At 47.4% G+C, this 13,285-nt stretch carries 11 protein-coding genes; 7 read left to right on the top strand and 4 right to left on the bottom strand.

Features of this window, described 5'->3' with window-relative positions; all coding sequences use genetic code 11:
• Positions 1 to 282 precede the first annotated feature (282 nt).
• The gene (locus L4C36_RS22265) at positions 283 to 2,130 is read right to left on the bottom strand and encodes a beta-ketoacyl synthase (protein WP_428479968.1); all 1,848 of its coding nucleotides are present in this window, start codon (positions 2,128 to 2,130) and stop codon (positions 283 to 285) included.
• 115 nt (positions 2,131 to 2,245) lie between these two features.
• Here L4C36_RS22265 and L4C36_RS22260 point away from each other — a divergent pair, with 115 nt between their 5' ends.
• The 3 genes from L4C36_RS22260 to L4C36_RS22250 all read left to right on the top strand — a co-directional run bounded on the left by L4C36_RS22260 (position 2,246) and on the right by L4C36_RS22250 (position 6,018).
• A complete protein-coding gene (locus tag L4C36_RS22260) occupies positions 2,246 to 3,223 on the top strand; it encodes a GlxA family transcriptional regulator (protein WP_428479967.1) in 978 nt (325 codons plus the stop codon).
• A gap of 74 nt (positions 3,224 to 3,297) precedes the next feature.
• On the top strand, positions 3,298 to 3,930 hold the full coding sequence (locus L4C36_RS22255) for a hypothetical protein (protein WP_428479966.1): 633 nt from the start codon (positions 3,298 to 3,300) through the stop codon (positions 3,928 to 3,930).
• Between the two features lie 222 nt (positions 3,931 to 4,152).
• The gene (locus L4C36_RS22250; RefSeq protein WP_428479965.1) at positions 4,153 to 6,018 is read left to right on the top strand and encodes a methyl-accepting chemotaxis protein; all 1,866 of its coding nucleotides are present in this window, start codon (positions 4,153 to 4,155) and stop codon (positions 6,016 to 6,018) included.
• Positions 6,019 to 6,102: 84 nt separating this feature from the next.
• On the opposite strand, the gene L4C36_RS22245 is transcribed toward L4C36_RS22250, so the two are convergent.
• Together L4C36_RS22245 and L4C36_RS22240 are read right to left on the bottom strand one after the other, a co-directional pair.
• Positions 6,103 to 6,384, bottom strand: coding sequence for a hypothetical protein (locus L4C36_RS22245; protein WP_428479964.1), 282 nt, complete (start codon positions 6,382 to 6,384; stop codon positions 6,103 to 6,105).
• A 108-nt stretch (positions 6,385 to 6,492) separates the two neighbouring features.
• The gene (locus L4C36_RS22240) at positions 6,493 to 7,707 is read right to left on the bottom strand and encodes an autotransporter domain-containing protein (RefSeq protein ID WP_428479963.1); all 1,215 of its coding nucleotides are present in this window, start codon (positions 7,705 to 7,707) and stop codon (positions 6,493 to 6,495) included.
• 387 nt (positions 7,708 to 8,094) lie between these two features.
• Between L4C36_RS22240 and L4C36_RS22235 the strand changes: the two genes are divergently transcribed.
• Positions 8,095 to 8,502: a hypothetical protein gene (locus L4C36_RS22235; protein WP_428479962.1), complete on the top strand. Its 408-nt coding sequence runs from the start codon at positions 8,095 to 8,097 to the stop codon at positions 8,500 to 8,502.
• 125 nt (positions 8,503 to 8,627) lie between these two features.
• On the top strand, positions 8,628 to 8,936 hold the full coding sequence (locus L4C36_RS22230) for a hypothetical protein (protein WP_428479961.1): 309 nt from the start codon (positions 8,628 to 8,630) through the stop codon (positions 8,934 to 8,936).
• 127 nt (positions 8,937 to 9,063) lie between these two features.
• Here the strand turns inward: L4C36_RS22230 and L4C36_RS22225 are convergent, their stop codons facing one another.
• On the bottom strand, positions 9,064 to 9,558 hold the full coding sequence (locus L4C36_RS22225) for a peptidylprolyl isomerase (protein ID WP_428479960.1): 495 nt from the start codon (positions 9,556 to 9,558) through the stop codon (positions 9,064 to 9,066).
• A gap of 411 nt (positions 9,559 to 9,969) precedes the next feature.
• Between L4C36_RS22225 and L4C36_RS22220 the strand changes: the two genes are divergently transcribed.
• Both L4C36_RS22220 and L4C36_RS22215 read left to right on the top strand, forming a co-directional pair.
• Positions 9,970 to 12,495 (top strand): glycosyl hydrolase family 18 protein, encoded by a 2,526-nt coding sequence (locus L4C36_RS22220; protein WP_428479959.1) that lies wholly within the window; start codon positions 9,970 to 9,972, stop codon positions 12,493 to 12,495.
• 301 nt (positions 12,496 to 12,796) lie between these two features.
• On the top strand, positions 12,797 to 13,285 hold a 489-nt coding region (locus L4C36_RS22215), incomplete at its 3' end, for a hypothetical protein (RefSeq protein ID WP_428479958.1).

Below are 13,285 nucleotides of genomic sequence, written 5' to 3'. Positions count from 1 at the left end.
ATGGTGACCCGCCCACACTAAGCCCAGCCCCGTGTTCGCGCCACCGCCCCCCAGCCGACGACCAAGATCTTGGTAATGATGCCGTCCACCCGCTTCTAACGGTTCCTCTAACGCTAATACGCGATCACAATTGAGGTTCGCCAACAACATGATGTTTGCCATTCCAGTGCCTCCCCTGAACTCAGATTCCATCCTGTGTTATTACTTTGAATATAGGACAAAAAAACGGCAACGTTTTCACGCTGCCGTTCATTTTGCCATTATGCCGAGAGGCGCAGGTTTTTAACAATAATCACTGTATGGATTATCAAAATTCAAGGGGATAGCATGACTGAACTGAGACAATTGGATGCCATCTTGTGACATTGTCACTGATTGATCATTCATCACACTCTCGCCAAAGTGATAACGAATCACTTCTTCGCCGCGACATGCTGCCCGATCGTTCGCTTCAGTGTGTGCAGCAACAACCCGGTGTTTCTGCTGATAGTCTGCCATTGTTTGCTCGCCGTGTTTGTTCGCCAGCATGGCCATGGTTTGCTGTGGTGATAACACCAAGCCAGAGGCGTTATTGCCGCCAAAGCCTTTTGCATTCAAAATAACGGCTTTCATCCCTTCCCCTTTCTCACCGACATGTAAGTGTTCGGTCAGAATATTCAGGTGGGATTGATGCACATCATCAGCAATCGCATCGATTGTTGGGATCCCCGGGATCCAACCGTATTGCCACACACCCAGAGAAGCAACTAACTGATCCCCCGGCGCACAACTCATGGAATGGCCCACATACGATTTGATCGCGGCAACTGGCCAATGATCAATCTCAAACGTTTTAGCCACTTCATTTAAAATATGGCTTTCTGTCACGCGGTTTTGAGGGGTACCCGTACCGTGTGCTTGTACATACGTTTGTTTTACCCCTTCCGGCCCAAGAATTGCCTTTGCCAATGCCGTGGCTTTCGCCACTGTCACGTAGTTACCGACGCCTGGGGCAGAAATGGATTTCTTGTTCGCGTCTGCATTAATAAAAACATCCGCCACAGAACCGTAAATATTAGCGCCCAGCGTTAACGCCAATTCATCATCCATCAACACAACAAACTGTGCCGCTTCTGCCATGGTAAAACCGGCATTTTCAGCGAACGGACGACAAGCTCGGCGGTTATCAACCTCCTCACTGCCATCAAGGGCTTTTAGCTGTGCATCTTCTGCCAGCGCACCCATCACACGGAAACCTTCCATGATGTCTGCAACCACTGGGGCTTCTGCATTACCGACAATCGCCACGCGAGAATGGCCTTGCTGAATATCATTCATCCCTTGGCGCAGGTTATACAAGAACGTCGCACATGCGCCCATATTGGTGCCTGTTGTGCCGATACTGTTTATCACATAACCATTAATGAAATCGGCAGGCATTTCAGCCAATGACAACGCCATCATTTTAGAGCTGACACGTCCGCCCGTCAGTGGCGCAGCCAACATACCTGACAACGAATATTCATCAACCTGAGCCAACGCACTGCCCGCATAGACTGACACTTGATCCGGTTCAATATGCTCAAGAATGGCCTCCCAATCCATGCCCAAGGAATTCAAGGCATCAGACGCTCCGTACACCGTCAAGGTTAAGCCGCGCGGATGGAAACGAGATTGGTATAACTTACTCGGATCAAAGCCGCTAGGAATATTGCCACCGCTCGTTACGGGGAACGCAACGCGATCTTCAAGCAATGCGCCCAATTCTCCCGTTACCGTAATGGTCACTTTACTGCCCAGCTCTTCGACCTGCCAGTTCTCGGGGATCTTGGTGGGCAACTTCGATTTGCGCAACGTGAACGTAATCGCTTCATTGCTTTGCAGTGTCGCTTTATATTGATAAAGCAGATTATCCGGATCAAACGATTCGATTCGACGGACTAATGTACCGGCTTTGATCGCCGCAATGATATCTCCATTGACGGCATCGGAATCGGATAACCCCATACGTCGACTCAAATCTTGCCACGTTGACGCCATTTCCGCATCTGACAACACATCCGCTACCATACGCTTATAGCTGTGAAAACCGGAGCTTCGCCCCGCTGCATTCATACCGCCAAATCCGACAATCAAAGGTAACTTCATCATTATAAAACCCACTTAAATTCCTTAACCCCTATAGATTACCGATTTACACTGTTCATTCATCTGGCATTTATGCCATTATGACTGCCATTCACGCCAATATAACGAAGTCATCACGATGAATGTGGGATTCCTCCTCTATGAACGCGCACTGATCACCGGTATTTCACTGGCAGCAGAAATGCTATCGAGTGCCGCCAGCCTGCGTTCTCGTACTGAACAGCGCCAAACACCGTTTAGCATCAAACTCATTGCGCCCAAATTAGCACCGACCAAAGTCACAGCGGGCCTTCGCTTACAGCCCGATATTACCTACGATGACGATCAACCGTTTGATGTCGTGATCTTGCCGCCGATGTGGGGTAACCCGCTGCAATCAATCCGCCGTTCTGCCAACATTATCCCCTGGCTAATAAAACAGCATCAAAAAGGGGCAAAATTAGTGGCGACAGGCACGGGCGTGTTGTGGCTGGCGGAAACTGGCCTGCTAGATCATCAGGTCGCCACGACGCATTGGTACTATTACGACAATTTCACCGCACGCTACCCGAATATTACCCTTAACCGGCAAGCATCAATTACCGCGGCTAATAACCTGTTTTGCACCACCAGCATCAACTCACAATCTGAAATGATCCTGTACCTGATTGCGCAGCATTTCGGGCAGAGTATTGCCAATACCATCGAAACCCATTTCGGCCACGAAATATCAAAAACCAACCAACAGCCGTTTTATCAAATCGGCGGGCAGTTACAATTCGATGAGTCGATAGCACTGGCGCAGGAATGGATGAAGCGCAACTTGTCGCATTCAATCACCGCACAAAGTGTGGCGGATCACTGCGGCCTGCCCTTGCGCAGTTTCAATCGAAAATTCAGCGATCAAGTCGGGCAAACCCCGCACCAATATTTGCTCCGTTTGCGATTAGAAGCCGCGCAACAACTGCTGAGGGATGTCGGGATGTCCGTGCAAGACGTCGCAGAACAAGTGGGCTATAAAGATGCCTATCATTTTTCTACCCGCTTTCAGAAACAGTTCGCGATCACACCTACGCAGTACCGCCGCATGGTGAAAGCCAAAACATATAAACCATAAGTTGTGATAGGAAAAGGCCGTCTGTGGACACCTTGTTGTTGATTTGAGACAGTCGGTTAGCGACAACAGAACCTATGATTGACGAGGTTCTGTCTGATCGAGAGGTGATTGTCACCATGCCTTTTCATTCCCAATCCCCCACCATTCACACAAGCCCATTTCGCTTTGTTCGTCATGGTTTGTCTGTCATTGCGCTATGGGGCGTATCATACCTTGCACAAGCAAACCAACCCGCTTCAAGCGATTCTGTCAACAATGCACTCCACCCAACCAGTTTAGTGGTCAGCAGTGAAAAACAATGCCGGCTGGATCTGTTTCACCTTGTGAAAGATGCTGATGCGATATTCACGCCCAACCTGCAAGTCGCCTTTATTACGGATAACCTGTACCGCCAACGGTATGTCGCGATAAAAACCGCCATTTCTCACCCGACAGGATTTGAAAATATTGCCTACTACCGCGCAGGGCAACCCATTGAAGTGTTCACAGTCAATTGGCGCAATAACGGGACGAAACACACCGTTTCCCGTCTGGTAATGTTAGGGGGAACAAGCGGCAAACAAGCCTTCGATGTGCTTTCTGGATTAATGGCCACCGACCAAGGGCATTTTGAATTACGTGACAACGCTAACCGATACCGTCTAAATGCCAAGTTCGACGATATTGAACGGTTTCTCTCTTGCCTCAATACCTATTACCACCAATAAGCACACGATCAACAGCATAAAATAATGATAATTTGGGACAATACGACAGCATTCTCGATTTACATGTGCATACTTAAGTGATCAAGATCACACATGGTTATTGTTTATCAACATTTTACAGTAGAAAACAGCATGCATGCCGATAAAAGCATACTCCACGACAGGGTTTGAACGTGCCTCCCCCTGCCATTGCTAAGTAAAGGAAATGCAGTGAATTTTTCTATGAAACACAAACTCTGCCTCACATTTGCTTGTATCATTCTCGTGATTTCAGCCATACAAACATGGCTGGCCAGTGATCGATTAACTGCAGATGCCGAACAATCTACGCAACGCCTCGTTGCCTCATTAAACAACGCTGCGTTAGCCAATATCAGCCATTGGTTAGAGAACAAAGCGATGATCACCCAATCCGTGATCCCAGCGTTTGATCATCAAGCTGCGCCCATTGATGCATTGGCGCAAACCATGCACGCCGGTGAATTCGATTTGGTGTACGTGGGCCTGCATTCTGGCGATGTCATTCTCAGTAAGCAAATCTCTTTCCCTGACGATTATGATGCGCGTGAGCGTCCTTGGTACCAAAAAGCCAAGGCAGAAAATCGTACCATTATTACCTCGCCGTATATTGATGCATCGTCTAACCAATTAGTGGTCACGCTGGCGCGTCCCTTTAGTGCGACACACAACCAAGGGGTGATTGCCGCGGATGTCTCTATTGATACCTTGGTCACGGATGTGTTGGCATTAAACCAAGACGGTATGTTTGCGATGCTCATTGACGCAGAAGGTGAAATTATCGCTCACCCTAATGCTTCACTGACACTCAAGCCAGCCACCAACATCAACGATACCCTGACCACCAGCACGATTCAGACGATGAGCCGTCATGATCGCCTTACCACCATGACCATCAGTGGCATGGAAAGTTTGGTGCAAATCGACCAAGTGCCTGGCACTCAATGGTACTTTGCCTTGGTTCTTGATAAAGCGAAGGCCTTTGAACAAGTGGATGCAGCCCTGTTTGATGCGCTGATCGGCACCCTTTTCCAAGTCGCCGTTGTGATTGGTGCCGCGCTCTTCTTCGTCGGACGCGCCCTGAAACCGCTCGAGCAGTTATCGGATGCGATGCAAGATCTGTCTCAAGGCAATGGCGATCTCACTCGCCGTCTTGATTTCCCGCAAGACGATGAAATTGGCCGTTTAGGCGGGCATGTGAATGCCTTTATTGAGAAACTGCATCAATCCGTCTCGGGGATTGCTGGTTCTACCGTCAAATTGGCGGAACAAGCCCGTAGCAGCCACGCCATGGCAGAACAAAACAGCCAAGCTTTGCAGCTTCAGCTCGGGGAAATTTCACAAATCGCGACCGCGGTGCATGAGATGTCTGCCACGGCACAAGATGTTGCCAGCCATGCGGAAGGTACCGCCAGTGCGGCGATTGCATCACACACCAACTGCAACGAAGGTAAAGCGGTGATCAGCCGCAACCAAGCATCGATCACTCAACTGGCTCTCCATGTGGAAAATGCAGCCAGCATCATTCAAGAACTGGAGAACAATGCACAAGAAATCAATGCCATCTTGTCAACCATTCAAGGGATTGCTGAGCAGACTAACTTGCTGGCACTGAATGCCGCCATTGAAGCGGCACGCGCCGGTGAACAAGGCCGAGGCTTTGCTGTGGTGGCCGATGAAGTGCGCGTGTTATCGCAACGCACGCACAGTTCAACCGTTGAAATTCGTTCAATGATTGAAACCTTGCAGCGCAACACGCACACCGCCGTGACCACGATGCAACAAAGCCAAGAGATGGCGACAGGCAGTGTCGAAGAAGCCAACAATGCCACCCTTGCGCTTGAGCAAATCACGGCGTCTATTCAGCACATTTCAGATATGGCGACACACATTTCCAGCGCGGCGGAAGAACAACGTGCGGTGTCAGAAGAGATCAGCCGTAATACGCAAGCGGTTAACGATGTGTCGGAGCAACTGTCCGTCGATGCGAGAGAAACGCAGATACTTGCGGAAGATCTAAATGGCATAACCCAGCATCTGAACATTGAAGTGAATAAGTTTAAGATTTAATCGTTCATACAAACGCAAAACGCCAGCAATCATGCTGGCGTTTTTTTATTCGTTTTTCATGTATTTCCGTTTAAGCATGAACGGTTATGCCAAACGGTGGCTACCGGTTTTGGCGGTGTTACGATGGCTAATATCTTCGTATTCACCATCAATGGTTGACCCTTGCGGTGAACCAGTGCCTTCATAAGCGTGTGTATTGAACCCTTGCTGCTGCATCGCTTGCTCGTACGCGGCATTGAGTTTTCTTTTGATGAACGGCTTGGCGATCAATGCGCCCAGTCCGATAAATAAGCCCATCACGGCAGCGAATGTAACGGTAAAGAAACCCAATACAAGTGCAATTACACTAGCAATCATGTTTTTCATAGCTGACCTTTCATTCATCTTTGTTTTCATTGTTTGTAGTGTATGCCAACGAAAATGAACCAAAGATGAACAATGCGTTTATTTTCACTGATGGTGCGTTCAACCTCGTTAATCTAATGCAATGCTGACCCCGACAGACAAGGTGTAGGCAGACAAGTCATCATGCCCGATTAAACTGCTGGCTTCCGCATACCCGTACCAATCTTGATTAAACGCGCCGGAAATCCCAAGGTGCATACGGCCATAAAAGTTGTCATCCGAATCGACCACGATAGGCAGGATGCTACCCGAATGGTTGGATTTCAATTGAGAGATCACCCGCTCATTACCACTGGCAATATCATAATGCACATACCCTTTGGCATAAGGCTGGAACATCCCAAAAGGTGTACGTAACGGATGCGACACACTGACGCCTGAAATCAGCATGGTTGATTCCAACGCATCCACGTTATCAATTTTGGAGATCAGATAGTTTGAATTGGTCATCGACAACCGCTCTGAATAACGGTCGGTATCAGACAAGGTATGCTGCACACTGCTTTCCAGTGCCACATTCAGGTAATCGTATTTAAAGACATACCCGGTTCCAACGGAAAACACCCAAATATCCGAATCAGCTTCATTGGCGTTATTAATCACCGAGTCGGTATAGAGTGTTACTTGCCGTTCAATGTCCGTGTCCATCACGGCATAACTGGCCGTAAAGTCGATATACCAGGCATCACGGAAATAACTGAAATAGCCCGACGCCACTAATCCATCAATTTCAGTATCGTTAGTTGCGTTAAACGATTGATAGAAAGGAAGACCTAAAGTAAGCCCAAACAGATAATGCTCGCGGAATAAGTAATCCCCGCCCAGCGTCAGTGAATAGCCACTGTATTCTTGCTCATTACCGGCTTGATTTGCATTGTCCTTCAATGTGGTCGTATCAACCCGCATATAGCCGCCGAGGACGTTGCTGTGCGTAACGCCCGCGCCACCAGCCTGTGTCGAAACCGCATTTTGTACGGGCAATGCACCGGGTAAATAGCCCGGCTGTCGAACGGTTCGCTTAATGGAGGTGCGTTCTTTTATTGCTTTTCCCCGCAATCCGGCGGTGGAGTAACGCCCCATTTTCGCGCGAACTTTGCGATCTATTTTATCACCCCGCACATGGCTGGCGATGCCTTTTAACTCTGATACCGCGGCATCCATTTCAGCGGAGAGTCTACCACTCAATGTACTCTCGGCGGCATCCCCTGCATGCGCAACAGGTAATGACGCCATCAGGCACACAACCGATGTCACGGTTGTCACCTGCTTTAAAGACAATGACATAATGCCCCCAAAAATTTGTTACCACCTTCTCTTCTTCTTATCTACATCGTGAAAGTGTCTTGCTGGTTATTTTTAACTTTACCAGTATAGGCGGTGCAGAAATGACACTTGTCCCAAAAAATATACAGTGGCGGTTATTCGTCCAACCCTGCCGTCGGCAAGCATAAATAGCGGATCCGCTGTTCTTGTCTGCGAATGAACGTACGGATAGCGATGAATCTAAGTGACTGATTTGTTTTCAGTAAAATGAGACCTCAAGCAAAACACACATGCATATAAAGCCATTCGTTATATTAACACCGTTGTTTATACCTTTGTTTGATATGTCGTGACTCACGACAAGGTGGCTATACTCATAGCAGTCGATGTCAGCAAAAGATAAAAATTATGGCTTATCATTTGGCTATTTTATTGATGTTTTTCATTCATAACGATACGGTGGCAGCCCCTACATTGACAGAGCAAGCTGCCGAAGACATTTGCCAATGTCTGAAAGAACCTTACCAGCAAGTACAAGCCATTCAGGCGACACTCAAGGAGGCAAAAGACAGTGGCAGTTTGTCTCGAATAACCGACTCGCAAGACGACATGATGAACGTCATTAGCGCAGCAAAGCTGTGTATGGAAAAAGTACGTACTCGGTATCCGGACATTCATCACTCCCCAGAACAACAAGAGGCTGTTTTAGCACTGACTGAATCGCGCTGCCCGAACCCGCTCAGTCACACGACCAGCAAGCCACCAGCACCAGCACCAGCACCAGCACCAGCACCAGCACCAGCACCAGCACCATAATAGTGACAGATATATAAGTTATATAAACAAAGGACGTTCAACGATAAAAGTGTGATCAGACTATGTATTCACAACGCAAGGCAGGTGTTAATTTGATGTTATCAGGACGATAAGAGGATTTTCTGATGAACAGATTATGGCTAACTCCCGTTAAGCAACTCACTTTTCAGCTATTTTTCCATTATCGGCATTTTTTTCAGCTCAGCTATTACCCCATTCTTGCGGTCTGTTTAGGGGCGAGCCTTCTCAATATTGTACTTATGTTACCTTCTAGTAACATGCACTCATCCCCAATCGCACTAGCTGTCTTTTTATCTGCGAGCCTCTATTGGGTCGTGATTAAGCATTATTACGCCACGATATTGGCATGGTCAGATACCCGCAGCAAACACCACACGGTGCATGTGTTGCGTAATAAGCGAGTAAGCGAGTAAGCGAGTAAGCGAGTAAAGTATGTAGCAGAAGGAGAAAAGACAATAAAGATGAAACATACCCACCTAAATTAAGCGTGTCACGCTATCCCAAGCCGTGACACTCTCTTCTCTACCCAATCAAGTGTGATTACTTGATGGTTACCTTTTCAATGGTGATGGTTTTTTTAGGTACATCTTCATGGCCACCGCGTTTCTTACCGGTTCGCACCTTAGCGATCGCTTTTACCACATCCATGCCGGCAGTCACCTGACCAAATACGGTGTAACCCCAGCCTTGATTCGTTGTTTCCGTATGGTCAAGAAAACTGTTATTCGCAAGGTTAATGAAAAACTGTGCCGTAGCCGAATGCGGGGCATCTGTACGCGCCATGGCAATGGTACCGGTCATGTTCTTCAAACCGCGATTGGCTTCATTCACAATCGGATCACGGGTCGGCTTTTCTGTCATATCAGCCGTGTGGCCACCACCTTGAATCATGAAGCCCTGAATCACACGGTGAAAAACCGTGCCTTCATAAAACCCATCCTGGCAGTACTGCAAAAAGTTTTTACACGTCACAGGCGCCAAGTCCATGTTCAGTTCAATTTCGATGTCGCCAAGATTGGTTGTTAAGATAATCATTTGATGTATCGCCGCTCAATAATTGAGGAAAGAATAAATGAGCGCGGAGTTTATCACTGAACACTATCGCTTCCCAAGCATCAATATACTGCATTTTTCCATGATGGGTAGCACGACATCCCACTCTCTTATGTCGCGCAATCCATCCAATAATCATTCATCCTACAATCCAGCAAACAAACAAATGATGACAAACGTCGCCGTTTTTTGTGGTTTTTCGTGATAGGTGGGTTCAAAAAATGCCCGCAATGTAACGCGATTGTTATTTTTTCTCTTCCGCACCTCTAATTCTTTCCCTTTCGCTTTGCCTTGATTGCCGGAATTACCAAGTATGGAACATAGTTGATAACGAACAACTCGTATCGACATAACAAAACCATCAAACTCGCAATCAATTTCGAGGGAATTTAGATGAACAAACGGACTTTTCTTGGTGGGCTCATTGCAGCCACACTAGCAGGCGCAACATCAGTACCTGTTATGGCTGCACCGGGCGCCCCTATCATTTCATGGATGGAAACAAACTTTTCCATTATCGAAGTAAACGACGCAGCAACCGCTTATAAGGATTTGGTTGTCGTCAAGCCATACGCTGAAGTCCCAGTGACTTGGGATCGTTGGTCTGGCCAACCGGGTGACACATGGCGCGTATTACTGAATGGTGAAGTTGCACATGAAGCGTCAGTATCACCATCAGCGAGCCAAAAAGAATCGACGATCTTGCAAGTTGCCAAAGGCGGCAAATATGACATGGTTGTAGAACTGTGTAGCGGCACAGGTGCAGCGCAAGCTTGTACGCAAAGTGCACCTAAGCCAATCGTTGTTGCAGATACAGACGGTAGCCACCTAGACCCGCTACCAATGAATGTCGATCCAAACAACAAAACTTACGTAACACCAGCAAACACCGTTGTCGGTGCATACTTTGTTGAGTGGGGTGTTTACGGCCGTAAWTTCCCAGTAGACAAAATCCCAGCGCAAAACCTGACGCACATCATTTATGGTTTCGTGCCAATTTGTGGCAACAACCCTTCTCTTGATGATGGTCCTTTAGCGGCGCTGAACCGTGCTTGTGCAGGTATGGATGACTTTGAAGTGGTTATTCACGACCCGTGGGCGGCAGTACAAATGCCACACGCGCAATCAGGTCAAAGCCACTCTTCGTCTTACAAAGGGACTTACGGCCAGATCATGGCGCTTAAACAGCGTTACCCTGATCTGAAAATCCTGCCTTCAATCGGTGGCTGGACACTGTCTGACCCATTCTACGAGTTCGGTGACAAAGCCAAGCGTGACAAGTTTGTCGCATCGGTTAAGCGTTTCCTTCAAACGTGGAAATTCTACGACGGTGTTGATATTGACTGGGAATACCCAGGCGGTTCAGGCGCAAACCCTAACCTAGGCGACCCATCAAAAGATGGCGATACCTATGCGGTTCTTATGCAAGAACTTCGCGCGATGCTAGATACGCTTTCTGCTGAAACTGGCCGTACCTATGAACTGACCTCTGCTGTGGGTGTGGGCTACGACAAGATCGAAGACGTAAACTACATCGATGCTGTTCCGTACATGGATTACATCTTCGCGATGACGTACGACTACTACGGTGGTTGGAACAACGTTGTTGGTCACCAAGCGGCGCTTGATTGTGGCAGCCACATGACCGCTGACGAGTGTGCGGGTAAAGGTGTGGATGCTGAAGGTAAACCACGTAAAGGCCCTGCTTACACCACGAAAAACGGTGTCGAGCTATTGCTTGCTAAAGGCGTTCCACCAGAGAAGATGGTTATCGGTGCAGCGATGTACGGCCGTGGTTGGACTGGCGTAACAGAAGCAAGCATGTCTGATCCAACAAACCCAATGACGGGCGTAGGTAACGGCAAGGTTGCAGGTTCGTGGGAAGCGGGCGTTATCGATTATAAAGATATCGTGACTGACTACATCAACAAATCTGGCGTTGTGAAAGGTTACGATGCTCAAGCAGAAGCACCATGGGTGTGGAATCCTGCAAACGGTGATCTTATCACTTATGATGACAAACGCTCTGTGATGGCGAAAGGTGCTTACGTTCGTCAAAACAACTTTGCAGGTCTGTTTGCTTGGGAAATCGATGCCGATAACGGTGATATCCTGAATGCAATGCAAGATTCACTCGCCGGTGATGCGCCACCACCGCCGCCACCAGCAAACAAAGCCCCTGTTGCGAATGCAGGCGCAGATGTTGCTGTAACGGCAGCCGGTGTTGTTACTCTTGACGGTTCAGCATCAAAAGATGTTGATGGTCAAATCGTGGCTTACACCTGGACACAAACATCGGGTCCTTCTGTATCACTGACTGGCGCGAACACCGTTTCTCCGTCTGCAAACATTCCAACCGTCGCTGTTGATACCACGTTTGTGTTCTCACTAACGGTAACAGACAACAAAGGTGCAACCGCGGTTGATACTGTTGTCGTAACAGCGCAAGCTGAAGGTAACACTGGCCCAACAAACACCGCACCTGTTGCAGCAATCACTGCACCAGCAACTGCAAACGCAGGTGATGTGGTTGTTGTTGACGCAAGCGGTTCAAGCGATGCAGATAACGACACGCTAACGTACACGTGGAACATTCCAGCGGGCGTTCAGGCGACACAAAGCGGTTCAAGCCTGATGTTCACAGCAGGTAGCTACCCAGCAGATATGACACTGACGTTCTCAGTGACTGTTTCTGACGGTGAACTGTCTGACAGCGCAAGCGCATCTGTTGTTGTTCTGGGCGATGCCCCAGTGGTTGAATGTCCAAACGCATACAAAGCAGGCGTTATTTACACCTCTGGTGATGTCGTTTCTCACAATGGCAAAGAGTACTCTGCTAAGTGGTGGACACAAAACCAAGAGCCTGGCACAACGGGCCAGTGGGGTGTATGGAAAGAGCTTGGTGCAGCAGGCTGCTAATAAGCACTGTTCACAAGTAATTTCATTACTGTAAAAACCATAAAGGGATGCGAAAGCATCCCTTTTGCTAAAAGCATTTCACTTTACAATAAATCATTAACTTCACCACCTATAGTTAACATCTATGGCCTTTGAATTTTATGACATTCATCACACCATCCCATAGTGAATAAACATTATTCATTCAATACAAATACGCCTTACCTCCAATTTATTTGATCGAGAATTCAGTCATTACACCTCAACTTTATCAACCTGCTAGCATGTGTCTACAATGTTAACAATCGGCAGAGTTTAGCTAATGAATGCTCCTTATAAGAATTTAAAAGATGTGACAAAACTTGCTTACAAACATGGAAGACCAAACTATTCTGGAAATACACAAAAAGGACGAGTAGACAATGAACTCGTTAGGCTCGGATTTACTATTGACGATATCCCGAAACAATTGTCATTTGAGGGTAAATATTTTTTAGATTATTACAAATATAAGAAAAACACTAAGATAAAACCTAAAATAAAACATGACAATGGTTTTACTTACGATCCTAAAGAGAAATACACCAATATTGATGTTCTACAAAGAATAAAATGGGAATATATCGTTTTAGGTGCTGAAGCATTAAGACCAGACTTAATCGATGGATTAGGTGCATATAGACACTTTCTCTCAGGAAGAGGAACTGAACGAACATTTTCATATGAAAGATATGTAGCATCCGATATCAGCGGCAGAAAAACATTAGAAAATGCCATCATGCATTTAAAGCTTGGGATTGAAGGTATATGG

Origin of the sequence: Photobacterium japonica (assembly GCF_050337005.1) — a bacterium.
Classification (GTDB): Bacteria; Pseudomonadota; Gammaproteobacteria; order Enterobacterales; family Vibrionaceae; genus Photobacterium; species Photobacterium japonica.
The sequence above is the reverse complement of the archived record's forward strand: the minus strand, read 5'-3'. Positions and strand labels throughout refer to the sequence as shown.

Coding starts and splice junctions, on each gene's coding strand:
- L4C36_RS22265 (WP_428479968.1), bottom strand. CDS start 2,130: ATGATGAAGTTACCTTTGATTGTCGGATTTGGCGGTATGAATGCAGCG.
- L4C36_RS22260 (WP_428479967.1), top strand. CDS start 2,246: ATGAATGTGGGATTCCTCCTCTATGAACGCGCACTGATCACCGGTATT.
- L4C36_RS22255 (WP_428479966.1), top strand. CDS start 3,298: ATGATTGACGAGGTTCTGTCTGATCGAGAGGTGATTGTCACCATGCCT.
- L4C36_RS22250 (WP_428479965.1), top strand. CDS start 4,153: ATGAAACACAAACTCTGCCTCACATTTGCTTGTATCATTCTCGTGATT.
- L4C36_RS22245 (WP_428479964.1), bottom strand. CDS start 6,384: ATGAAAAACATGATTGCTAGTGTAATTGCACTTGTATTGGGTTTCTTT.
- L4C36_RS22240 (WP_428479963.1), bottom strand. CDS start 7,707: ATGTCATTGTCTTTAAAGCAGGTGACAACCGTGACATCGGTTGTGTGC.
- L4C36_RS22235 (WP_428479962.1), top strand. CDS start 8,095: ATGGCTTATCATTTGGCTATTTTATTGATGTTTTTCATTCATAACGAT.
- L4C36_RS22230 (WP_428479961.1), top strand. CDS start 8,628: ATGAACAGATTATGGCTAACTCCCGTTAAGCAACTCACTTTTCAGCTA.
- L4C36_RS22225 (WP_428479960.1), bottom strand. CDS start 9,558: ATGATTATCTTAACAACCAATCTTGGCGACATCGAAATTGAACTGAAC.